Origin of the sequence: Pseudomonas urethralis, from assembly GCF_021602465.1 — a bacterium.
GTDB classification, from domain to species: domain Bacteria; phylum Pseudomonadota; class Gammaproteobacteria; order Pseudomonadales; family Pseudomonadaceae; genus Aquipseudomonas; species Aquipseudomonas vlassakiae.
On the sequence record NZ_BQIJ01000016.1, the window covers coordinates 102,985 to 125,013 of the forward strand.

At 62.2% G+C, this 22,029-nt stretch carries 20 protein-coding genes; 3 read left to right on the top strand and 17 right to left on the bottom strand.

What is annotated here, in order from left to right; genetic code table 11:
• Positions 1-3 precede the first annotated feature (3 nt).
• The 7 genes from L6D64_RS22330 to L6D64_RS22360 all read right to left on the bottom strand — a co-directional run bounded on the left by L6D64_RS22330 (position 4) and on the right by L6D64_RS22360 (position 8,654).
• Positions 4-795 carry an ABC transporter ATP-binding protein gene (locus tag L6D64_RS22330; RefSeq protein ID WP_176508386.1) on the bottom strand — a complete coding sequence of 264 codons (792 nt, stop codon included), beginning with the start codon at positions 793-795 and terminating at the stop codon, positions 4-6.
• Positions 792-1,925: an ABC transporter permease gene (locus L6D64_RS22335; RefSeq protein ID WP_176508385.1), complete on the bottom strand. Its 1,134-nt coding sequence runs from the start codon at positions 1,923-1,925 to the stop codon at positions 792-794. Before L6D64_RS22335 ends, L6D64_RS22330 begins: the two co-directional genes overlap by 4 nt.
• A gap of 81 nt (positions 1,926-2,006) precedes the next feature.
• On the bottom strand, positions 2,007-3,029 hold the full coding sequence (locus tag L6D64_RS22340; protein ID WP_176508384.1) for a DUF5924 family protein: 1,023 nt from the start codon (positions 3,027-3,029) through the stop codon (positions 2,007-2,009).
• 153 nt (positions 3,030-3,182) lie between these two features.
• On the bottom strand, positions 3,183-4,589 hold the full coding sequence (locus tag L6D64_RS22345; RefSeq protein WP_176508383.1) for a M16 family metallopeptidase: 1,407 nt from the start codon (positions 4,587-4,589) through the stop codon (positions 3,183-3,185).
• A 30-nt stretch (positions 4,590-4,619) separates the two neighbouring features.
• Positions 4,620-6,278, bottom strand: a complete 1,659-nt coding sequence (locus L6D64_RS22350; protein WP_176508382.1) for a Na/Pi cotransporter family protein — start codon at positions 6,276-6,278, stop codon at positions 4,620-4,622.
• 229 nt (positions 6,279-6,507) lie between these two features.
• Positions 6,508-7,278 carry a TerC family protein gene (locus L6D64_RS22355; RefSeq protein WP_099815281.1) on the bottom strand — a complete coding sequence of 257 codons (771 nt, stop codon included), beginning with the start codon at positions 7,276-7,278 and terminating at the stop codon, positions 6,508-6,510.
• Between the two features lie 68 nt (positions 7,279-7,346).
• Positions 7,347-8,654 carry a CitMHS family transporter gene (locus L6D64_RS22360; RefSeq protein WP_176508381.1) on the bottom strand — a complete coding sequence of 436 codons (1,308 nt, stop codon included), beginning with the start codon at positions 8,652-8,654 and terminating at the stop codon, positions 7,347-7,349.
• A 278-nt stretch (positions 8,655-8,932) separates the two neighbouring features.
• Here L6D64_RS22360 and L6D64_RS22365 point away from each other — a divergent pair, with 278 nt between their 5' ends.
• Positions 8,933-9,334, top strand: coding sequence for a GFA family protein (locus L6D64_RS22365; RefSeq protein WP_176508380.1), 402 nt, complete (start codon positions 8,933-8,935; stop codon positions 9,332-9,334).
• A 101-nt stretch (positions 9,335-9,435) separates the two neighbouring features.
• Here the strand turns inward: L6D64_RS22365 and L6D64_RS22370 are convergent, their stop codons facing one another.
• From L6D64_RS22370 to L6D64_RS22415, 10 genes are all read right to left on the bottom strand, one after another.
• Positions 9,436-11,394 carry a DUF7844 domain-containing protein gene (locus L6D64_RS22370; RefSeq protein ID WP_176508379.1) on the bottom strand — a complete coding sequence of 653 codons (1,959 nt, stop codon included), beginning with the start codon at positions 11,392-11,394 and terminating at the stop codon, positions 9,436-9,438.
• On the bottom strand, positions 11,391-11,711 hold the full coding sequence (locus tag L6D64_RS22375; protein ID WP_054884339.1) for a DUF2388 domain-containing protein: 321 nt from the start codon (positions 11,709-11,711) through the stop codon (positions 11,391-11,393). Before L6D64_RS22375 ends, L6D64_RS22370 begins: the two co-directional genes overlap by 4 nt.
• 36 nt (positions 11,712-11,747) lie before the next feature.
• The gene (locus L6D64_RS22380; RefSeq protein WP_176508378.1) at positions 11,748-12,041 is read right to left on the bottom strand and encodes a DUF2388 domain-containing protein; all 294 of its coding nucleotides are present in this window, start codon (positions 12,039-12,041) and stop codon (positions 11,748-11,750) included.
• Positions 12,042-12,130: 89 nt separating this feature from the next.
• On the bottom strand, positions 12,131-12,448 hold the full coding sequence (locus L6D64_RS22385) for a DUF2388 domain-containing protein (RefSeq protein ID WP_176508377.1): 318 nt from the start codon (positions 12,446-12,448) through the stop codon (positions 12,131-12,133).
• Positions 12,449-12,749: 301 nt separating this feature from the next.
• On the bottom strand, positions 12,750-12,965 hold the full coding sequence (locus L6D64_RS22390) for a DUF1127 domain-containing protein (RefSeq protein ID WP_054884336.1): 216 nt from the start codon (positions 12,963-12,965) through the stop codon (positions 12,750-12,752).
• A 352-nt stretch (positions 12,966-13,317) separates the two neighbouring features.
• Positions 13,318-14,811 (bottom strand): acetyl-CoA hydrolase/transferase family protein, encoded by a 1,494-nt coding sequence (locus tag L6D64_RS22395; protein ID WP_176508376.1) that lies wholly within the window; start codon positions 14,809-14,811, stop codon positions 13,318-13,320.
• Positions 14,812-14,996: 185 nt separating this feature from the next.
• On the bottom strand, positions 14,997-16,433 hold the full coding sequence (locus tag L6D64_RS22400) for an NAD(P)(+) transhydrogenase (Re/Si-specific) subunit beta (protein ID WP_176508375.1): 1,437 nt from the start codon (positions 16,431-16,433) through the stop codon (positions 14,997-14,999).
• Between the two features lie 2 nt (positions 16,434-16,435).
• Complete coding sequence (locus L6D64_RS22405) at positions 16,436-16,750, bottom strand: NAD(P) transhydrogenase subunit alpha part 2 (protein WP_003256966.1); 315 nt, start codon at positions 16,748-16,750, stop codon at positions 16,436-16,438.
• A gap of 11 nt (positions 16,751-16,761) precedes the next feature.
• Positions 16,762-17,883 carry a Re/Si-specific NAD(P)(+) transhydrogenase subunit alpha gene (locus L6D64_RS22410; RefSeq protein ID WP_099815286.1) on the bottom strand — a complete coding sequence of 374 codons (1,122 nt, stop codon included), beginning with the start codon at positions 17,881-17,883 and terminating at the stop codon, positions 16,762-16,764.
• Positions 17,884-18,293: 410 nt separating this feature from the next.
• Positions 18,294-19,220, bottom strand: a complete 927-nt coding sequence (locus L6D64_RS22415) for a LysR family transcriptional regulator (protein WP_176508374.1) — start codon at positions 19,218-19,220, stop codon at positions 18,294-18,296.
• Between the two features lie 162 nt (positions 19,221-19,382).
• Between L6D64_RS22415 and L6D64_RS22420 the strand changes: the two genes are divergently transcribed.
• Together L6D64_RS22420 and L6D64_RS22425 are read left to right on the top strand one after the other, a co-directional pair.
• Complete coding sequence (locus tag L6D64_RS22420; protein WP_176508373.1) at positions 19,383-20,564, top strand: acyl-CoA dehydrogenase; 1,182 nt, start codon at positions 19,383-19,385, stop codon at positions 20,562-20,564.
• Positions 20,565-20,578: 14 nt separating this feature from the next.
• Positions 20,579-21,799, top strand: a complete 1,221-nt coding sequence (locus L6D64_RS22425) for a CaiB/BaiF CoA transferase family protein (RefSeq protein ID WP_176508372.1) — start codon at positions 20,579-20,581, stop codon at positions 21,797-21,799.
• The last annotated feature ends 230 nt before the right edge of the window (positions 21,800-22,029 follow it).

Consider the following 22,029-nt stretch of genomic DNA (forward strand, 5'->3'; position numbering starts at 1 on the left):
TGTTCAGCGCTCCTGCCCGGCGCTGGCGGCGGCGTGTTCCGCTGCGCGCCCGCGTGGGCCGTGAAAGTACTCGTGGATCCAGGGGTCGTTGGTCTGCTCGACTTCGGCCAGGGGGCCGGCGACCAGCACCTTCTTCTGTGACAACACGGCGATGCGATCGGTAATGGTGTAGAGGGTGTCGAGATCATGGGTGATGAGGAATACGCTCAGGCCCAAGGCATCGCGCAGGGTCAGGATCAACTGATCGAAGGCGGCAGCACCGATCGGGTCGAGGCCGGCGGTGGGCTCGTCGAGGAACAGGATGTCCGGGTCCAGCGCCAGCGCGCGCGCCAGGGCGGCGCGCTTGATCATGCCGCCAGAGAGCGACGCAGGGTATTTGTCGGCAGCGGAGATGGGCAGGCCAGCCAAGGCCAGCTTGACCCCGGCCAGGTGTTCGGCATCGGCGCGCGACAGGCCAGCGTGCTCGATCAGCGGCAGGGCGACGTTTTCGGTCACGCTCAACGACGAGAACAGCGCACCTTTCTGGAACAGCACACCGAAGCGGCGTTCGACCAGTGAACGCTGTTGCTCGCGCAAACCGGCCAGGTCTTCGCCGAATACCTTGATCTGCCCGTCGTCAGGGCGGCGCAGGCCGATGATGCTGCGCAGCAGCACCGACTTGCCGCTCCCCGACCCACCGACCACCGCGAGGATTTCGCCGCGGTACAGGTCGAGGTCGAGGTCCTTGTGCACCACCTGGCTACCGAAGCGATTGCAGATGCCCCGTGCTTCGATCACCGCTTCCCGGCCACTCACCAGCCCATCTCCATGCAGAACAGCGCTGCCACCGCATCCAGCACGATGACCACGAAAATCGATTGCACCACGCTGGAAGTGGTGTGGGCACCGACCGATTCGGCGCTGCCGCTGACCTTGAAGCCTTCGAGGCAACCGATGGCGGCGATCAGGAAGGCGAAGATCGGCGCCTTGGCCAGGCCGACCAGGAAGTGCTGCACACCGATGTCGGATTGCAGCAGCGACAGGAACATGGCCGGCGATATCCCCAGTGACAGGGCACAGACCACCGCTCCCCCGACGATGCCGCAGATCATCGCGACGAAGGTCAGCAAGGGCAGCGAGATCAGCAGCGCCAGTACCCGCGGCACCACCAGCAGCTCGATGGGGTTAAGGCCCAAGGTGCGGATGGCATCGATCTCTTCATTGGCCTTCATCGAGCCGATCTGTGCGGTGAAGGCACTGGCGGTGCGCCCGGCCATGAGAATGGCGGTCAGCAGTACGGCGAATTCGCGAAGGAACGAGAAGGCCACCAGGTCGACGGTGAACACGGTTGCACCGAAGTCGGCCAGCACCGTGGCGCCAAGAAAGGCCACCACGGCGCCGACCAGAAAGGTCAGCAAGGCCACGATGGGGGCTGCGTCCAGCCCGGTCTGCTCGATGTGCGCGACCACCGGGGTGACGCGCCAGCGGTGTGGCTGCAGCAGGCGGCGCAGCAGGGTTTCGATGATCAGGCCGAGGAAGCCGAGCAGCTGCAGGGTGTCCTGCCACAGCGTGCCGACCGCGCAACCGATACGCTCCAGCAGCACCAGCACCACGTTGCGCTCGGGCTGCTTGACCGGGATACAGTAGTCCTGCACCGAGCAGTACACATTCTTGAGCAGGGCACGACTGGCTTCGGGCAGGCCATGGGTGCACTGCGAGAGGTGCTCGGAGCCAAGCAGTTCGGCCAGCAGCGAGGCCCCGGCGGTGTCCAGGCGGCCCAGCTGGCTGAGGTCGGCGATGGTGTCGGCACCATACTGCGTGCGCAGGCGCTCGCTGTCGCGCTTGAGGCTGGCGTAGTGGGCCAGGGTCCAGTCACCGGCGATCCGCAGGCAGGCCGGTTGGCAACGGGTGTCCAGGGTGGCGCTGGGGGTGGTCATAGGCTCCATGCATCCGGCTGGGCTAGAGGCTGATCATAGCGCAGCGGGCATGGAGCGGTTTGTTGAAAATGTGCTGTCGTGCGCCCAGCGTCACGGCGCAGGCGCGTCGTCCACCACCTTGAAGCGCAGCACGCCGATCATCTGGCCGTCTTCGGTCAGCACCCGGACCTGCCACTTGCCCACCGGGTTGGGCGGGAAGTTCTGCTTGTGGGTCCAGGCACGGTAGCCTTCCTTGCGCCCGCCGTGGATATCCAGGGCAATGCGATCGACTTCCTGGCCGTCCTTCTGCCACACATGGTAGATGCGTTCGTCCAGGCCGCGCGGCGCGTTGATCGCGGTATAGGCGTACAGGCCATTGCTGCGGATGCGGCTGGCGGCCACCTCTTCCAGCGATTCGCCGGGCTGACGATTGAGTACTTCGGTGCTGACCGCCACGTCCGTCATCCACAGTGTTGCCGGCGGCACCCACGAACGCAGCAACCAGCCACTGCCGCCCACCGCCAGGGTCGCCAGTACCAGTGCCACGCCGCGGCGCCAGGTATTGACCGGGAAGCTGCTGATCAGGCTTGGGAACGACAGTGCCATGGCGGCGATCAATGACAGCTTGAAACTCTGTGCAGTGGTCAGGTGCAGGATGATCGGCAGCGCGGTGAGCAGCGCGGCGAACAGGGTCAGGGTGTGCAGTGCAAGGAACAGCCAGCGCCGGGGTGCCAGCCACTTGTAGTAGAGCGGGTCGATGATCGAAATGAGCCCGGCGGCCCCAAGCAAGCCAGTGAAGACCAGCTGGCCGCTGTTCCAGGTGGTGGTGATGAAGAAGAACGGCAGGACGAAGAACAGGCTTTCCTGGTGAATCATCTGCGTTGCGTAGCGCAGCAACGGCTGCGGGATCTCGCGGTTGAAGGTGCGAGCGAACAGACCGGTCAGGGTATTTTCCAGCATCAGCCAGACCCAGCTGACCAGCATGAGGATGGCGATCCAGCTGGCCAGGCTGGCCTGGCGATCGACCAGGATGAAGCTGCCGATACCGGAAAGGAAGCCACCGAGCGCGATGACGCCGGGGTAGCGTTTGAGCAGTTCGATGACGCGCTGGACGAAGTGGGGTAGTGGGGGCATGGGTCTGCAACGAGAATAGGAAGTGGCTGTGCCGGCCTTTTCGCGGGTAAACCCGCTCCCACAGGTACTGCACAAGGTTCAGGCCCAGTGAAATACCTGTGGGAGCGGGTTTACCCGCGAAAGGGCCGGTACTGGCAAAAGGATACCGCCGATTCACTGCTGCCGTGTAGCACCACTCGGTCGTTCCGGGTTGTGCCGCCGCCAGCGTAACAGCCCAAGCGCCAGAATCAGCCCCACCAGCAAGGCAACCAGGCCATAGAGTTCGTCATACCCCAGGAACGGCTTTTCGATCCGCAGGTAGCCCTGATCCTTGAGCAATTCCTTCAGGGCCGCATTGGCCTCTTCCAGCGTCACCTGGCGCAGCTTGCGTGCCGGGTCGGCAAAGCGGCCGTTGTTGTAATCGTTCAGCGCCCCCCAGTAATAATCGGCCAGCGCACTGTTGCCCTGAGTGCTCCAGCTTTCCTTGGCCACGGCGGCATCCTTGATGCGGGCAAAGGTATCCGTGTCGAGGCCTTCCTTGCGCAGGTGATCGAACAGCTGCTGCATGACCTTCACGGCGTGGTCGATATCCTCGCGCTCAAGGTCGGCATTCAGGCTCAGCATGCCGCTGTCGCCAAAGCTCTCACGTTGTACCGACGGCCCATACGACAGGCCGTTGCGCAGGCGCAGCTGGTCGTACAAGGCCCAGTCGAGGTAGCGCGACAGCAGGTCAAGGGTCTGTTGATGGTCATTGTCCAGAACCGGCTCGATGAACAGCCAATGCAACTTGACGCTATCGCCCAACAGGCCATGGGTCAGGTCGCGGCGCTGCTCGGCCTGTTCGCTGATGCTTTCAAGGTTGCGCCGCTCTTCCGGCTCGGTGGCAGGCAGTTCGCCGAAGGTGCGCTCCAGATAGGCCGGCAGCAGCCGATCCAGGCCGCCGACGACGATCAAGGTCATGTTATTGGCGGCGTACCAGCGGTCACGCAGGCTTTTTACCTGCTCCAGGGTCATGTCCTCGACGTTGGAGCGCTCGGGGCATTTCAGGCCTAGCTCGGTGGCCAATTGATCGCTGGCCGGGTGGCCGATGTCCTGACGGTCGAGCCAGCGCTGCAGGTGGCCATAGTGGCCGCCATCCTCGCGTTCGATGATGCGCTTGGCCGTGGCCAGGGCTTTGGCGTCGATACGGGTGTCGCGGATGACCGCCAGCAACAGGTCGAGCACCTTGCGCTGGTTGCGTGCCGGCGCCTCGATGACAAACGTCGTGTCGGCGCTGCTGGTGTAGGCGTTCCACTCGCCCCCCAGGCTTTGCAGGCGTTCTTCCAGGCCGCCTTCACCGGTTGCATCGATGCCGGTGAACAGCAGGTGTTCGAGCAGGTGCGGCAGCTCTTTCTGCTCGCAGTCGAAGTCATCCAGGCCAACCCCTACCACCAGGCGGATCGCCACATGGTCGCGCTCGTAACCGGACTTCAGGATCACCTGCAGGCCATTGGGCAACAGGTAACCCTCGACCCGCGAGCGATCGAGGGCAAATGAGGGCAGGCTGCAGATCAGCAGGCAAACGAACATCAGGCAACGCATGGGCGAGCGACGGTCTCCAGGTGTGCGAGATCAGGACAGGTGGGCGTCTTCCGGGACGCTGTCGAGCAGCAGCCCGCCAGTGTCCGAGCCACCCAGTACCACATAGGCACTGCTGCAGAACAAAGAGTTCAACCGCTTCATGTCGGCGATGAGCTCCAAGTGTAGCGAACTCGTCTCGATACTTTGCACCACCTTACGTTGCAAACGGCTGACATGGGCATGCGCCAGGCGCCGTTCCTGGGCGCGAAAACGGCGCTTTTCCCGCAGCAGCAGGCGTGCGCTTTCCGGGTCGGCACTGAGAAACACCGACAGCCCCAGGCGCAGGTTGGCCAGCAATTGCTCCTGCAGCCCGGTGAGTTCCTCCAGGCCGACCTGGGAGAACTCCCGGCGCTGGCTGGTTTTCTGCTGTTGCACCTTGCGCAGCATGCGTTCGATCAGGTCGCAGGCTAGCTTCAGGTTGATCGCCAGCTCGATGATTTCGGCCCAGCGCCGGTTGTCCTGGTCGCTGAGGTCTTCCCGCGGCATCTGCGCCAGGTACAGTTTGATCGCGCTGTACAGCGCTTCGGCATCTTCGCTCAAGGCCCGCACCTGCTGGGGCATGGCGGTATGGGTACCGCGCAAGGCGCCGAGCATGGCCTCCAGCAGGCTGTCGACGATGTCACCCAGACGCAGGGTTTCACGGGCGGCATTGGCCAAGGCCAGGCTAGGCGTGGCCAGCGCCGAAGCATCGAGATGGCGCGGGCGTATCTGGCCGTTGCCAGCCTCGCGTTCGGGTAGCAGTGTGTTGCACAGGCGGCCCATGGGTTTGACCGTCGGCAGCATGATCAGGCAGCGCAGGGTGTTGTAGAGCAGGTGGAAACCGATTACCAGCTCCTGTGGGCTGAAGCTCAGGCTGTCCATCCACTCCACCAGTGGATGCAGCACGGGGATGATCAGCACCAGGCCGATCAGCTTGTACAACAGGCTGCCCAGGGCCACGCGGCGCCCAGCGGCGTTCTGCATGCTGGTGCTGATGAACGCCAGCAGGCCGCTGCCGATGTTGGCGCCAACGACCAGGCCGATGGCCACCGGGAGGCTGATGACTTCGGCCCCAGCCAGGGTCGCGGTAAGCAGCACGGCAGCCAGGCTGGAATACGACACCATGGCGAACAGCGCACCTACCAGGGCGTCGAGCATGATGTCGCCGGTCAACGATGCGAACAGCACCTTCACCCCTTGTGCATGGGTGATCGGCGTCGCCGCCTGCACGATCAGCTGCAGGGCCAGGATGATCAGGCCCAGGCCGATCCCCACGCGGCCCAACTGGCCAGCACGGGTCTGTTTGCGCGAGAGGAAGAAAATCACCCCGAGGAACACCAGCAGCGGCGATAGCCACGACAAGTCCAGGGTCAGTACCCGTGCCATCAGCGCGGTACCCACGTCGGCACCGAGCATGATCGCCAGCGCTGGGGTCATGGCCATCAGGCCCTGACCGACGAAGGAGGTAACCAGCATGGCGGTGGCATTGCTGCTCTGCACCACGGCAGTGACCACGATGCCGGCTATGAACGCCAGTGGCCGACGGTTCATGTTCTGGCCGAGCACGCGGCGCAGGTTGGAGCCGAACACCCTGAGGATGCCGGTACGAACGATATGCGTGCCCCACACCAGCAAGGCTACGGCAGAGAGCAGGTTGAGCAGGGTCAGCATGGTCGAGCCCCCCTTTTGTTCTCGGGCTCCGGCACTGGAGCCAAAATGTGTGAAGCCGTAAGCCTGGCCCGGGGGTGGGTGTTTTGATCCAGTGCTTACTCAAGCTTTAGTTGTTTTGCGGACCTCGCGCCAGCTTGGCACGCTCTGCAAGCATTTGAAATATTTCTGTCATGAAAGGCTGTACATGAAAAAGGGCCCCGGAGGGCCCTTTACGCTGCGTGTCCTGACCTTATTGACCCGGAATGTCCTTGCGCAGTTTCACCGGGTCGTGCTCCTTGCCCTGCTTGCGCGCCATGGCGGTGCGCATGCGGATGTTGATCGCCTCGACGGCCAGCGAGAAGGCCATGGCGAAGTAGACGTAACCCTTCGGCACGTGCACGTCGAAAGATTCGGCGATCAGCACGGTGCCAACGACGATCAGGAAGGAAAGGGCAAGCATCTTCAGCGACGGGTGCTTGTCGATGAAGTCGCTGATGGCGCCGGCGCAGGCCATCATCACCAGGACGGCGACAACAATGGCGGCGATCATCACCGGCACGTGCGAGACCATGCCGACGGCGGTGATCACCGAGTCCAGCGAAAACACGATGTCGATGATGGCGATCTGAATGATGGTGTACAGGAACTTGCCGCCAGCGCCCTTGGGTTCGTCGGCGCTCTCTTCCTCGCCTTCCAGCCCGTGGTAGATCTCTTGCGAGCTTTTCCACAGCAGGAACAGGCCGCCGCAGAACAGGATCAGGTCGCGACCGGAGATGCCCTGGCCGAACACCTCGAACAGGTCGGCAGTCAGGCGCATGACCCAGGTGATCGACAGTAGCAGCATGATCCGGGTGACCATGGCCAGGGCCAGGCCGAAGATCCGGGTGCGCGGCTGCATGTGCTTGGGCATGCGGCTGACCAGGATCGAGATCATGATGATGTTGTCGATCCCGAGGACAATCTCAAGCGCTGTGAGGGTAAAAAAGGCAACCCAGATTTCCGGGCTGGTCAGCCATTCCATGTGTATTCCTTCAAACGATAAAGGCGATGCGCCCCTTCAGGGCGCATCGCATGGGTGATGCGTGTTAATTAAAGACTACTGAACAGCGGGAAAATGCCCATCAGCAGCGCGGCGAGCATTATGCATAGGCATACCAGCACTGCCCACTTCAGCGTGAAACGCTGGTGATCGCCGAACTCGATGCCGGCCAGGGCCACCAGCAGGTAGGTCGAAGGCACCAGCGGGCTAAGCAGGTGAACCGGCTGCCCGACGATCGAGGCACGGGCCATTTCCACCGGGCTGATGCCGTAATGGCTGGCCGCTTCCGACAGCACTGGCAGCACACCGTAGTAGAAGGCGTCATTGGACATGAAGAAGGTGAACGGCATGCTCACGATCGCGGTGATCACCGCCAAATACGGGCCCAAAGCTTCAGGGATGACTGCCAGCAGGCTCTTGGACATTGCCTCGACCATGCCGGTACCGGACAGGATGCCGGTGAAAATACCGGCGGCGAAGATCAACCCGGTCACGGCCAGCACACTGCCAGCGTGGGCGGCGATCCGGTCTTTCTGCTGCTGCAGGCACGGGTAGTTGACGATCATGGCAATGCTGAAGGCGATCATGAACAGCACCGGCAGCGGCAGCACGCCTGCGATCAGTGCGACCATCAGGCCGGCGGTCAGGGCACCGTTGAAGTAGATCAGTCTGGGGCGGCGCGCTTCAGGGAACTGCGACACGCTGATTTCGCTGTGATCGATGTCATCGGTCGGCAGGTGCAGTTCACCCAGGCGGGCACGCTCGCGTTTGCCGTACAGGTAGGCGATGGCAAGGATCGCCAGCACGCCGAAGGCCATGGCCGGGATCATCGGCACGAAGATGTCCGACGGGTCTACGTGCAGGGCGCTTGCTGCGCGGGCGGTCGGCCCGCCCCACGGGGTCATGTTCATCACCCCGCCGGCGAGGATGATCAGGCCGGCCATGATCCGCGGGCTCATGCCCAGGCGGCTGTACAGCGGCAGCATGGCGGCGCAGCAGATCATGTAAGTGGTGGCGCCGTCACCATCGAGCGACACCACCAGGGCCAGCACTGCAGTACCGACCGAGACTTTCAGCGGGTCACCCTTGACCAGCTTGAGGATCTTGCGCACGGCCGGGTCGAACAGGCCGGAGTCGATCATCAGGGCAAAGTAGAGAATGGCGAACATCAGCATCACGCCGGTGGGCGCAAGTTTACTGATGCCCTCGAGCATCATCGGGCCGATCTTGGCGGAAAAGCCGCCGAACAGGGCGAACAGGATGGGTACCAGAATCAGCGCGATCAAGGCCGACAGGCGCTTGGTCATGATCAGGTACATGAAGGTGATGACCATGGCAAAGCCGAGGAAGGTCAGCATGGCAATACTCCAGGCGTGGCGCGGCGAAAGGAATGGCTATTCGGGCGAATCAGCGCGTTTGGCGCTGAGCGGGGAGCATGCGCAGGGGCATTGAATGAAGGCGTGCGAACAGGCGGGTGCAGGAACACATCAGAATCACCATTGTTGTTGTTGATGGGCCGGGCGCGGAGATTTCCGGGTGCCCTGGCTGACCGGTCTTGTGCCGGTAGTGGCGGCTATCCTAGGGGGGTAAGCTTTCAGCCAGCTTTCGCCGGAAAAACGGCGACGGGAGGTAAGTGATGCTGGATGTAAACGAAGGTGGCTGCCATTGTGGTGCCTTGCGCTACCGGCTGCAGGGGGACCTGAAGGATGTCGCCCATTGCCATTGTTCGATCTGCCGGCGGGTCAGCGGCGGGCTCGTGGTGACTTGGCTCACCCTGCCCCGCACGGGATTCCGCTGGCTGGCGGGGCGCCCCCAGTGTTATGTGGCACCAGCCAGTTGCAAGCGGTATTTCTGTGGCGAATGCGGGGCGCATGTGGCGCTGGTGACCGAGCATAGCCCGACGACCATCGATGTGACGGTGGCGACGCTGGACCACCCGGAGCGGGCGCCTGCCAGGCGGCATATCTGGATTGGCAGCCGGTTGCCCTGGCTGCATCTGGATGAGGCGTTGCCCGGGGAGGCGGAGGAAAGTCTGTAGGCCTTGTGCTGCCTGTACCGGCCTCATCGCGGCTAAAGCCGCTACAGGGGCGCACCTCAGTCTGTAGGAGCGCTTAAGCCGCGATGAGGCCGGTTCAGGATTCAGGGCAGCTGCAGACCGCCAGCTGCCTTGTGCAACGCCCGCAGATGCTCGCCAATGTGCTTCACATTGGCCTCGACCGCCGCGATCTCGCTGGCCCGCGACGGCTCCAGCAGCGCCCTCACCTCTTTGTCCAGGTCGGTACTCAGGCGCAGCAGCTTGGCCTGTCGCTCGGCACTGACCTGCTCCAGGTGCGCGCGCTCGTCCGGCTGCGGCAAGCCATAGCCTTTGGCATCCAGCAGCTCGGCCGGGCGGCTGAGGAAGCCGCTGTTGGCGAGCATCTGCTTCAGGGTCTCGTCGGCTTTGTTGATGCTGCCGTCCTTCAGCGCTGCAGCGTTCAGGTAACGCTGTTTCACTTCGTCCTGAGCCAGCAGCAACTGCCGGCGCAGGCTGGCCTGTTCGAGCAACAGCAAGGCCGCGCTGGTGCGCAGGTCGGCCTTGTCGAACCACGGGCGCCTCTGCTCTGCCTCCAGGGCCAGCCAGTCCTCGACTTCGGTCTGCTTGATCGGCAACTGCTTCCTCAGCACATCGAACATGGCCTGGTAGCGCTCGCGGTAGGAGTCGAAGCGGTAGCCCAGGCGCAGGGCTTCCCGTGGGTCGTCGAGCACCCTGGTATCGGCCAGCCCCCTGCCCTTGAGCACGGCCAGCAACCCATTGGGCATGATGCTGTCGAGATCATTCAGGCGTGGGTTGGCAGTGCCGCTGCGCAGCAGCTTCAAGGATTCCACTGCGCAGTTGTTGGACAGGAACCAATAGTTGCCGTCGTAGCTCCAGTGCATCTCGGCGGCCTGGCGCACCAGGTTTTCGATTTCGTCGCGGCTGAGCTTCAGCGGTACCGAGGCCAGGCTGCGCAGTTCGGTCTTGGTGTATTCATCGATCACCTGGCCCAGCGGCAACACGAACAGCCGTGAGGGATAGGCACCTACCAGCCCGTCCCAGCTGGACAGTTGCACATCGTTGACGAAAGCGCGGTAAGACAGCACCAGGCTCTGGTCGAGGTCCAGGCGGCAATCCGGCCCGCGGGGGCGGCCGGGTTTGCAGATCACCAGGCGCAGCATGCTGTGGCCCCAGCGGCTCACCAGGTTCTGGTTGGCTTCAGCCAGCAGGAAGTCGACCTCGTAAACCCGTTCTGGGTCGATTTCGCCCAGCGGCTGCCGGGCGAAGTCGCTGCCAGCGTTGATGAACGGCAGGCCCTTGGCGCAAGTGTTCTGCGGCGGTGCCCAGCCGAAGTGGTCACGCAGGTACTGGTTGAGTGCCGGGCGACGGCAGCCATAGCTCGGGTCGAGGAGGAAATACTCCATGTTGACCGCGATGTATTCCTTGGGACTGCTCAGCTCATAACTGTCGGGGCTGCGCATGAACTGTGCGTTGTGCTGCTCACGTTCGCCACGACGGCCGACGTATTGCGGCCAGCCGGCCAGGTCGAGAAAGCGCGGGTCGTCGCTGAGGGTAAAACGGCGTTCGGCTTGACTACGGCACTCTGCCAGCTGACCGATCTTGCCCAGCGTGTTCTGCTGGCGCGCGCAGCGGGCGATCAGCGAGCGCTCGCTGCCAGGCCACAGGCGGGCACGGTCGTAAATATGGGTCAGCTCATGCAGGACGGTGGCCAGCAACTCTTCACGGACCGTGCCGTGGGGACGGTGGGTACGCTCGCTGGCGGCACTGCCGTCAGTCAGGCTGGGGAGCAGGCGGCGATTGAGTTCGAGAGTCGATACCAGCGAAGCCTGGCCGTAGGCATCGGCTGGCATGTTGTCGCTCCAGCTGACCGTTACTCGCCGGTCCAGCCGTTGCTTGAACAGCGGCGGCAGCTTGGCCATGGCTTCGTCGAGCAGGGCCTGGCTGGCTTGGGTCTGTTGCGGGTCGAGGCTGGTCGCCTGCAGCTCAAGCTGCAGGTCAGCCAGGGCGGGCGTGCCCAGCAGCGTCAGGGCGCAGCCGAGCAGCCAGGCACGCACGCGGCTCACAGCGCGAGGATGGCTTCGGCCAGTACTTGGTCGCTGGCGTCGCGCGCTTCAGGCACGCGCTCGCGCAGGGTGCTGAGTGCAGCCTCAAGCTGGGCACCGCGGATATCGCCATTACTGGCGACAAAGCTGGCGGCGTCGTCGTGGGCTTCGCGCACGACCTTGGCGTCGCGGATCGAAGTGGTGGTGTCAGAGGTGAAATCGATCGAGCGGCCAAAGGCGCGCACGATGATGTTGCTGGTGGCCACCAGGGTCTGTGCATGGGCCAGGTCGGCCAGCAGCAACATGCCGAGGGTAGCGGCAATCAGCGGTTTACGCATGGAGCATCTCCGAAAAATACAGGGAGTCAGGTGTGGTTATTGGACGAGAATTGCTTCTGCCAGTTCAAGGTCGCCGACGGAGTGCCGGGCGCAGCTGTGGCGCAGCGAGTCGAGTGCCGCTTCCAGGCGTGCACCCCGGATCATGCCATCGCTGGCAACGAATGCCGCGGCATCGTCGCGAGCCTGCCTGACCAGTTTGCGGTCGAAGGGGGCAGCGGTGACCTGGCTGGTAACGTAGCCCGTGATGACCAGGCCTTGTGTGGTGGTGTCCATGGCGTGGGCACTGGCCATGGCAGTGGCACTGAACAGCAACGGCAACAGATAACGCATGAGCTTTCTTGACGGCAGGGGAAGTGAAAGACGAAGGCTACCTCAGGTGCGCGGCCGCTAGCCAACGCACCTGCTTTGCAGCGCCCTGATCAGATCGCGAGGATGGCCTGAGCCAGCTGGCCATCACTGGCTTGCAGCTGCGGCATGCTCGAACGGATGTGCAGCAAGGCACTTTCCAGCCGCGCACCACGAATGGCGCCCTGAGTACCGACGAAGCTGGCGGCGTCATCACGGGCGGCCTGCACGATCTTGTCATCGCGGAACGATGAGGTCAGGTCGGAGGTGGCGTCAGTCGAGGCGGCAACAGCACGTACCACGGCATCGGTGGTGACTACGAAACTGCTGGCTTGGGCGGTGCTGGCCAGGCCGAGCAGCATGGCGGCACCAATCAGGTATTTACGGGACATGTTCGTGGACTCCTGGACAGGGTTCTGCTTCATCGGACGCTTGCACTGCTGGTCGCGTTACGTGTTCGACAATGAGTTCTAACAGACTGCTGAGCGAAGCGTATCACGCGGTGCTGTTTCTGGATGTTAATGCGAGCGAAAGCGGATAACTGTTTCGGTCCATTATTGAAGCGTTACAACTGTACTGGTTGCTCACGAAATGGCTCTGGGCAGCGCCTTGCAGATAATAAAAAAACCCGCTGCAGTCGCCTGCAACGGGTCGGGGAATCCGCGGTGCCGGCCGCAGCCGGCGGACCGGAGCTTAGCGCCAGAACGGCTTGCTCAGCTCTTCGTAACGCTGCGATTCGCTGATACCGGCGTCGGCCAGCAGGCGGGCATCCAGGCGAGCCAGTTGACGGCGGCTGGCCATGCGACGCTGCCACAGCAGCAGGGTGGAGATAGCGCGCAGTGGCAGGGAAGCCTGGGACTGCTGGGCGTTGCTTTCAAAAACCAGACCGGAACTGAGGGTACGTTCCATGATGTTTCATCCTTCCGCTTATGGCGGGATTAGGTAGTGATTTAACTGATGCCAATGATCCTCCTCTGCTGTCCATAACAGTAGATACAGTTCACCAGTAATGCGATGGGCCAGTTAACTGTTTAAGCCAACTGTTGCACTTGAAACAGGCGCAACTGTACCGGTGCGCACCGAGCTGGTGCGTTCTCGCTCTGCATACACGCTGTTGAGGGCGAGATGGCCCCGAATTAACGGTACAGTTGTACAGTTTGGAATGAATGAGATGAACGAAGTGTTCGGGTGCTGGGTTTGACGGTACTGGCCCTGACGCCGGCGTAGCGACGACAGGGCCTGAACAGTGACGGCGACTGTATCAGCTGGCGAGCATGCGCCCGGTTTCTTCCAGGTTCTCGTGCCAGCTCAGCGCTTCTCGCAGGATGTGTGGGGTATGGCCGCCACGCTGGCAAGCGCGTTCGAAATAGTCGTTCAGCGCTGCGCGGTAGTCCGGGTGCACGCAGTTGTCGATGATCGCTCGCGCCCGCTCACGTGGAGCGAGGCCGCGCAGGTCAGCCAAACCTTGTTCGGTGACCAGGATGTCGACGTCGTGTTCGGTATGGTCGACGTGGCTGACCATCGGCACCACGCTGGAAATGGCACCGCCTTTGGCGATCGACTTGGTGACGAATACCGCGAGGTGGGCGTTGCGGGCAAAGTCACCCGAGCCGCCGATGCCGTTCATCATCCTGGTGCCACAGACATGGGTGGAATTGACGTTACCGTAGATATCGAACTCCAGCGCCGTGTTGATGCCGATGATGCCCAGGCGGCGAACCACTTCGGGGTGGTTGGAGATTTCCTGTGGGCGCAGGACCAGTTTGTCCTTGTAACGCTCCAGGTTGCCGAACACGTCGGCATTGCGACGGGTCGACAGGGTGATCGAGCTGCCCGAGGCAAAGCTCAGCTTGCCTGCGTCGATCAGGTCAAAGGTAGAGTCCTGCAGTACTTCGGAGTACATGGTCAGGTCTTCGAATGGCGACTCGATCAGGCCACACATCACCGCGTTGGCAATGCTGCCGATACCTGCCTGCAGCGGGCCGAGCTTGTTGGTCATGCGGCCAGCGTCCACTTCCTGCTTCAGGAAGTTGATCAAGTGGTCGGCGATGCCCTGGGTTTCGTCGTCCGGAGGCAGCACGGTGGATGGCGAGTCTGGCTGGTCGCTGATGACGATGCCGACGATCTTTGCCGGGTCGATCGGGATCGCGGCGCTGCCAATGCGGTCATCGACCTTGACCAGCGGGATGGGCGTACGGGTCGGGCGATAGGTCGGGATATAGATGTCGTGCAAGCCTTCGAGGTTGGCGTTGTGCGACAGGTTGATCTCGACGATCACTTGCTTGGCGAAAATCGCGAAGCTGGCCGAGTTGCCCACCGAGGTGGTCGGCACGATGTGGCCTTGCTCGGTGATGGCCACGGCTTCGATGACCGCGATGTCCGGCAGCTTGAGTTGCTGGTTGCGCAGCTGCTCGACGGTTTCCGACAGGTGCTGGTCGATGAACATCACCTTGCCGTCGTTGATGGCCTTGCGCAGGGTACTGTCGACCTGGAATGGCATGCGACGCGCCAGCACGCCGGCTTCGGTCAGCTGCTTGTCGAGGTCGTTGCCCAGGCTGGCGCCGGTCATCAGGCTGATTTTCAGTGGCGACTGCTTGGCGCGTTCGGCCAAGGCATGCGGCACAGCCTTGGCTTCGCCGGCGCGTGTGAAACCGCTCATGCCGACGGTCATGCCGTCCTCGATCAGGCCAGCGGCATCAGCCGCACTCATTACCTTGCTGTGCAGGGAGGACAAGCGGATACGATCACGGTACATGGATTGTTATCTCGGGCTACTGAAACTACTGAGGCGCAGTCTAGAGATTTCGCCCTCTGGCGTCCCACGACCATGGTCGTATGAGAGGCCTCGTCGTAGAGCCGTTGATCCGGATCAATAAAGGAAAGCCCCGGCAGATTCTGACCGGGGCTTTCTTTATATCAACTGGTTTGCAGCGGCCGTTGTCACTCCACCGCCTTCACCATGTCTTCGATGACTTTCTTCGCGTCACCGAACACCATCATGGTCTTGTCCAGATAGAACAGTTCGTTGTCCAGGCCTGCATAGCCGCTGGCCATCGAGCGTTTGTTGACGATGATGGTCTTGGCCTTGAAGGCTTCGAGGATCGGCATGCCGGCGATTGGCGACTTTGGATCGTTCTTCGCTGCGGGGTTGACCACGTCATTGGCGCCCAGCACCAGCACCACGTCGGCCTGGCCGAACTCGGCGTTGATATCTTCCATCTCGAATACCTGATCGTAGGGCACTTCGGCTTCGGCCAGCAGTACGTTCATGTGCCCAGGCATGCGCCCTGCCACCGGGTGGATCGCGTACTTCACGGTCACCCCGTTGTGGCTCAGCTTCTCGGTCAGTTCCTTCAATGCGTGCTGGGCACGGGCCACCGCCAGGCCATAACCCGGCACGATGATCACGCTGTCAGCGTTGCTCAGCAGGAAGGTGGCGTCGTCGGCAGAGCCAGACTTCACCGGGCGCTGCTCTTTCGAGCCTTGTGCCGCGCCGGCATCGGTATCGCCGCCAAAGCCGCCGAGGATGACGTTGAAGAACGAGCGGTTCATCGCCTTGCACATGATGTACGAAAGGATGGCACCGGACGAACCGACCAGGGAGCCTGCGATGATCAGCATCGAGTTGTTCAGCGAAAAGCCGATACCGGCCGCTGCCCAGCCCGAATAGCTGTTGAGCATCGACACCACCACCGGCATGTCGGCGCCCCCGATCGGAATAATGATCAGCACGCCCATGATGAAAGCCAGGACCAGCATCAGGGTGAAGGCACTGTAGTGGCCGGTGAAGGTGAACAGCAGGCCCAGGGCGATGGTGGTCAGGCCAAGGATCAGATTCAACTTGTGCTGGCCAGGGAACTGTACCGGTGCGCCTTGGAACAGGCGGAACTTGTACTTGCCCGACAGCTTGCCGAAGGCGATCACCGAACCGGAGAAGGTGATGGCGCCGATGGCTGCACCCAGGAACAGTTCCAGGCGGTTGCCGGTGGGGATCGGGTCGCTGATGGCGGCGACGATGCCCATCGACTGCGGTTCGAGCACGGCGGCGATGGCGATGAACACTGCGGCCAGGCCGATCATGCTGTGCATGAAAGCGACCAGTTCCGGCATCTTGGTCATCTCGACGCGCTTGGCCATGATCGAGCCGGCGGTACCTCCGACCAACAGGCCGACGATGACGTAGCCGAGGCCGGCAGTGGCGAGCTCGGCACCCAGCTTATAGATGAGGCCAACCGTGGTGAGGATCGCGATCCCCATGCCGATCATGCCGAACAGGTTGCCACGCCGCGAAGTGGTCGGGTGCGACAGGCCTTTGAGGGCCTGGATGAAGCACACCGAGGCGACGAGGTAGAGGAGCGTTACCAGATTCATGCTCATGCTTACTTCTGCGCCTCGTTCTTGGTTTTCTTCTTGAACATCTCAAGCATGCGACGGGTGACCAGGAAGCCACCGAACACGTTGACCGCAGCCAGGGCCACCGCCAGGGTGCCCATCAGCTTGCCGGCCGGGGTCACGGTCAGCGCCGCCGCCAGCATGGCGCCGACGATGACGATCGCCGAAATGGCGTTGGTAACCGCCATCAGCGGTGTGTGCAGCGCCGGGGTGACATTCCACACCACGTGGTAGCCCACATAGATGGCCAGCACGAAGATGATCAGGTTGTAGATGCCATGGGAAATCAGCATGTCTTCCATTGTCGTGCTCCTTAGCCGTTCTTGCGGACGACCTGGCCGTCGCGGCACATCAGGCAGGCCGCGACGATGTCGTCTTCGAGGTTGATGACCAGCGCGCCGTCTTTGTCGAACAGCAGCTTCATGAAGTCCAGCAGGTTGCGGGCATACAGCGCCGAGGCATCTGCGCCCACCTGGGCTGGCAGGTTGGTCGGGCCGACGATGGTCACACCGTTTGCCTGCACCACCTGGTCCGCGACGGTCAGCGGGCAGTTGCCGCCTTGGGCGGCAGCCAGGTCGATGACCACCGAGCCGGGTTTCATCTGTGCCACGGTTTCGGCGCTGAGCAGGGTCGGTGCCTTGCGGCCGGGGATCAAAGCGGTGGTGATGACGATATCCGCCTGCTTGGCACGTTCGTGTACTGCCTGGGCCTGACGTTGCATCCAGCTGGCTGGCATCGGTCGGGCATAACCGCCGACGCCTTCGGCGCATTCACGCTCTTCGTCGGTCTCGTAAGGCACGTCGATGAACTTGGCGCCGAGCGACTCGATCTGCTCCTTCACTGCGGGGCGTACGTCGGACGCCTCGATCACCGCGCCCAGGCGCTTGGCCGTGGCGATGGCCTGCAGGCCAGCAACACCTGCCCCCAGAATCAGTACGCGCGCGGCTTTGACGGTGCCGGCGGCAGTCATCAGCATGGGCATGAAGCGAGGATAGTGGTGGGCTGCCAGCAACACGGCCTTGTAGCCGGCGATGTTGGCTTGCGAAGACAGCACATCAAGGCTCTGGGCCCGTGATGTACGGGGCGCGGCTTCCAGGGCGAAAGCGGTGATCCCGCGTTCAGCCATCTTGCCGATCAGCTCGCTGTTGAAGGGGTTGAGCATGCCTACCAGGAGGCTGCCACTGTTGATCAAGGCCAGTTCCTGGTCGTTGGGGGCGACCACCTTGAGTATCAATTGGGCGCCGTAGGCATCGGCTGCGCTTCCCAGGGAAGCCCCCGCGGCCTCATAGGCACTGTCCGGAATGCTGGCGTTGAGCCCTGCCCCCCGTTGGACGGTGACCTGATGGCCCTGGCCAATCAGTTTCTTGAGGGTTTCCGGGGTCGCAGCGACCCTTGTCTCACCGGTCTGCGTCTCGAGAGGAACACCAATGTGCACGACTTTTTCTCCTGCGGTGACCTTTTTGTCTTTGTAAGAGCCAGCACACTACGGATGGTGCGCTGGGGCGGCTGTTGAGCGCCGAGCCCGCCGAATCCAAGGCGGGCGAAGCATTTTGCAGACGAACCCAGGGGCCTTCAACCGGTTCTGGAGCGAAACGAAGTCAAAACTACAAGTCACCCTGTGACCGTATGTCGCAAGCGACTGGCTGCAGCCCGTCAATCATGGGCTATTCGCAGATTAGGAGAAAATTGGAAATTTTTTGCGATGATTTCGCGGATGGGCTCGTGAGCGTCGTAAAACCCCTGAAACCCTCGTGTTCAGAGGCTTGCAAGGGGTTTTTCGATTCACCTGAACAGTTTTCTGTTATGCGACAAAAACGTACATCTGTAGGTGTTTAAAATAATTGACTACAAAGGCAGGTCCGCGCTCTCGCCTTTGTGCGAGGCGGTGTAGAGGTGTGCCTGTCCAACCAGCCAGTCACGGAAGGCCCGGAGCGAGGCAGACTCCACCTTGCGTTCGGGAATCATCAGATAGTAGGCCTTGTCGCTGGACAGCGCATACCTGTTAGCGACCACCAGCCTGCCCTCTTCCAGTTCGCGCTGGATCAGGAACGGCGGGATCAGGGCGATGCCCATGTCATGCATGGCCGCCTGGGCCAGCATGGAGAACAGTTCATAGCGCGGGCCTGTCATGTCGCCCGCGATATTCAGGCCCAGCCCATTGAACCATTGGCGCCAGGCATAGGGCCGGGTGGTCTGCTGCAGCAGCGGCAGGCCGGCAATGCGCTGGGCGTCCAGCGTGCCTTGCCCGCCCAGCAATGACGGGCTGCACACCGGGACGGGGTTCTCGCCCATCAGGCGATGAGACTGAGTGCCGGACCAGTCGCCATCGCCGAAGTAGATGGCCGCATCGAACGGGGTGTCGGCGAACAGGAACGGGCGGGTACGGTTGGTCAGGTTGACGGTGACCTCGGGGTGGCGTTGCTGGAAATCCTTGAGGCGTGGCAGCAACCATTGGGTGCCGAAGGTGGGCACCACGGCCAGTTCGATCACGTTGGCGCCCTGCTGGCGCATGACTGACAAGGTGTCGCGCTCCACCGCATCCAGCTGTGCGGCGACCTGCCGGCTGTAGGACAGCCCGGCCTCGGTCAGCTTCACGCCGCGACGTGAGCGCCTGAACAGTTCGACATTGAGAAACGCCTCCAGCCCACCGATCTGGCGACAGACGGCGCCTTGGGTCAGGGCCAGTTCCTGGGCCGCCTTGGTAAAGCTCTCGTGGCGTGCGGCCGCTTCGAAGCAGACCAGTGCGGTGGTGCTGGGGATCTTGCGGCGCATGTACGTCAACCTCACTCATGGAGCCATGAACATGGCGATATGCAGTATCACGGAGTGACAAAATATCACTTATGCGTGCGCAATCCTCGTTTGTCCTACTTGCGGATCAGGCCTAGGATCAATGGCACAAGACACCGCTCCCCCTTTTTCGAGGATTCGCTCATGGCCGGTAAAGCAAGCTTCAACTGGATCGACCCGCTGCTGCTGGATCAGCAGCTCACTGAAGAAGAGCGCATGGTGCGTGACAGCGCTTATCAGTTCGCCCAGGACAAGCTGGCTCCGCGTGTGCTGGAGGCGTTCCGTCATGAGCAGACCGACCCGGCGATCTTTCGCGAGATGGGTGAAGTCGGCTTGCTCGGTGCGACCATCCCCGAGCAATACGGTGGTAGCGGCCTGAACTATGTGTGTTATGGCCTGATTGCCCGCGAAGTGGAACGCATCGACTCCGGTTACCGTTCCATGATGAGCGTGCAGTCTTCGCTGGTGATGGTGCCGATCCATGCGTTCGGCACCGAAGCGCAGAAGCAGAAATACCTGCCCAAGCTGGCGACAGGCGAATGGATTGGCTGCTTTGGCCTGACCGAGCCCAACCATGGCTCCGACCCAGGCTCGATGATTACCCGTGCCAGGAAGGTCGATGGCGGCTATCGCCTGAGCGGCAGCAAGATGTGGATCACCAACAGCCCGATCGCCGATGTGTTCGTGGTCTGGGCTAAGGATGATGCCGGCGATATCCGTGGCTTTGTCCTGGAAAAAGGCTGGGAAGGTCTCAGTGCTCCGGCGATCCACGGCAAGGTTGGCCTGCGTGCTTCGATCACCGGTGAGATCGTCATGGACAACGTGTTCGTGCCCGAGGAGAACATCTTCCCAGATGTGCGCGGCCTCAAGGGGCCGTTCACCTGCCTGAACTCGGCGCGTTATGGCATTTCCTGGGGTGCGCTGGGTGCGGCCGAAGCCTGCTGGCACACCGCTCGCCAGTACACCCTTGATCGTCAGCAGTTTGGACGCCCGCTGGCGGCCAACCAGCTGATCCAGAAGAAGCTGGCCGACATGCAGACCGAGATCACCCTGGCCCTGCAGGGCTGCCTGCGCCTGGGGCGGATGAAGGACGAAGGTACTGCGGCGGTGGAAATCACCTCGATCATGAAGCGCAACTCCTGCGGCAAGGCCCTGGACATTGCCCGCATGGCCCGCGACATGCTGGGTGGCAACGGCATCTCCGACGAGTTCGGCGTGGCGCGCCATCTGGTCAATCTTGAGGTGGTCAACACCTATGAGGGTACCCATGACGTGCATGCGCTTATCCTCGGGCGTGCACAGACCGGCATCCAGGCTTTCTACTGATAAGGAGCCAGTCCATGGGCGCGCTATCTCATCTGCGGGTGCTGGACCTTTCCCGTGTGCTGGCGGGGCCTTGGTCTGGCCAGATTCTGGCGGACCTTGGTGCAGACGTGATCAAGGTCGAACGCCCTGGCAGTGGCGATGACACTCGCTCCTGGGGGCCGCCCTTCCTTAAGGATGCTGAAGGCGAGAACACCAGCGAGGCGGCCTATTACCTGGCGGCAAACCGCAACAAGCGCTCGGTGACCATCGACTTCACCCAGCCGGAAGGCCAACGCCTGGTGCGCGAGCTGGCGGCCAAGTCAGATATCGTCATCGAGAACTTCAAGGTCGGTGGGCTGGCCGCTTATGGGCTGGACTACCTTGGCCTGAAGGCGATGAACCCCAAGCTCATCTATTGCTCGATCACTGGCTTCGGCCAGACGGGGCCATACGCCAAGCGTGCCGGATATGACTTCATGATCCAGGGCTTGGGAGGGCTGATGAGCCTTACGGGGCGCCCGGATGGAGAAGAGGGTGCTGGGCCAGTGAAGGTAGGTGTTGCGCTGACCGACATTCTTACCGGGCTCTACTCGACCGTGGCGATTCTGGCCGCCCTCGCCTACCGCGATCAGCATGGCGTTGGGCAGCATATCGATATGGCGTTGCTGGATGTACAGGTGGCGTGTCTGGCCAACCAGGCGATGAACTACCTGACCACGGGTAATTCGCCGCGGCGGTTGGGTAATGCGCACCCCAACATCGTTCCTTACCAGGACTTCCCGACAGCGGATGGCGATTTCATCCTCACGGTGGGAAACGATGGCCAGTTTCGCAAGTTTGCCGAAGTGGCTGGGCAGCCGCAGTGGGCGGATGATCCGCGCTTCACGACCAATAAGCAGCGGGTGGCGAACCGGGCCGAACTGATTCCGCTGATTCGCCAGGCGACGGTGTTCAAGACCACTGCCGAATGGGTAAGCCAGTTGGAGGCTGCCGGGGTGCCGTGCGGGCCAATCAACGATCTCGCGCAGATGTTCCAGGATCCGCAGGTACTGGCGCGAGGGCTGAAGGTATCCATGCCACATGTATTGGCGGGAAGCGTACCGCAAGTAGCCAGCCCGATTCGGCTGTCCGAGACGCCTGTGGAGTATCGCCATGCGCCGCCGTTGTTGGGTGAGCATACCGAGGCTGTGCTGGGCGATGTGCTGGGGTTGGATGCCGCTGCCGTGGGGCGGTTGCGCAGTGCTGGCGTGCTTTGAGGCTATATCTATATATAGAGCAGTAGAAATGCGGGGAGGCCGTCAGGCCTCCCCGCATTGCTTTTCAGCGATCTTGAAGTTTCCTGAAATTAAAGGTTGACGAGGTTTCGAATCCCCTTATAATGCGCCCCACTTCCAGCGGCATCGGAACGACAAACTCTTTGAAATTCAACGAGTTAGGTAGTTACGGCGAGGTTGGAAGCGCTTCGATCGAATGATCGATGGCGGTT

What these genes read in the sequence shown, in the direction of transcription:
- L6D64_RS22350 (WP_176508382.1), bottom strand. Translation starts at nt 6,278, where the DNA reads ATGCTGACCCTGCTCAACCTGCTCTCTGCCGTAGCCTTGCTGGTGTGG.
- L6D64_RS22405 (WP_003256966.1), bottom strand. Translation starts at nt 16,750, where the DNA reads ATGGAAGACATGCTGATTTCCCATGGCATCTACAACCTGATCATCTTC.
- L6D64_RS22395 (WP_176508376.1), bottom strand. Translation starts at nt 14,811, where the DNA reads ATGTACCGTGATCGTATCCGCTTGTCCTCCCTGCACAGCAAGGTAATG.
- L6D64_RS22380 (WP_176508378.1), bottom strand. Translation starts at nt 12,041, where the DNA reads ATGCGTTATCTGTTGCCGTTGCTGTTCAGTGCCACTGCCATGGCCAGT.
- L6D64_RS22340 (WP_176508384.1), bottom strand. Translation starts at nt 3,029, where the DNA reads ATGCCCCCACTACCCCACTTCGTCCAGCGCGTCATCGAACTGCTCAAA.
- L6D64_RS22355 (WP_099815281.1), bottom strand. Translation starts at nt 7,278, where the DNA reads ATGGAATGGCTGACCAGCCCGGAAATCTGGGTTGCCTTTTTTACCCTC.
- L6D64_RS22375 (WP_054884339.1), bottom strand. Translation starts at nt 11,711, where the DNA reads ATGCGTAAACCGCTGATTGCCGCTACCCTCGGCATGTTGCTGCTGGCC.
- L6D64_RS22385 (WP_176508377.1), bottom strand. Translation starts at nt 12,448, where the DNA reads ATGTCCCGTAAATACCTGATTGGTGCCGCCATGCTGCTCGGCCTGGCC.
- L6D64_RS22420 (WP_176508373.1), top strand. Translation starts at nt 19,383, where the DNA reads ATGGCCGGTAAAGCAAGCTTCAACTGGATCGACCCGCTGCTGCTGGAT.
- L6D64_RS22425 (WP_176508372.1), top strand. Translation starts at nt 20,579, where the DNA reads ATGGGCGCGCTATCTCATCTGCGGGTGCTGGACCTTTCCCGTGTGCTG.
- L6D64_RS22335 (WP_176508385.1), bottom strand. Translation starts at nt 1,925, where the DNA reads ATGGAGCCTATGACCACCCCCAGCGCCACCCTGGACACCCGTTGCCAA.
- L6D64_RS22400 (WP_176508375.1), bottom strand. Translation starts at nt 16,433, where the DNA reads ATGAGCATGAATCTGGTAACGCTCCTCTACCTCGTCGCCTCGGTGTGC.
- L6D64_RS22365 (WP_176508380.1), top strand. Translation starts at nt 8,933, where the DNA reads ATGCTGGATGTAAACGAAGGTGGCTGCCATTGTGGTGCCTTGCGCTAC.
- L6D64_RS22345 (WP_176508383.1), bottom strand. Translation starts at nt 4,589, where the DNA reads ATGCGTTGCCTGATGTTCGTTTGCCTGCTGATCTGCAGCCTGCCCTCA.
- L6D64_RS22390 (WP_054884336.1), bottom strand. Translation starts at nt 12,965, where the DNA reads ATGGAACGTACCCTCAGTTCCGGTCTGGTTTTTGAAAGCAACGCCCAG.
- L6D64_RS22415 (WP_176508374.1), bottom strand. Translation starts at nt 19,220, where the DNA reads ATGCGCCGCAAGATCCCCAGCACCACCGCACTGGTCTGCTTCGAAGCG.
- L6D64_RS22360 (WP_176508381.1), bottom strand. Translation starts at nt 8,654, where the DNA reads ATGCTGACCTTCCTCGGCTTTGCCATGGTCATCACCTTCATGTACCTG.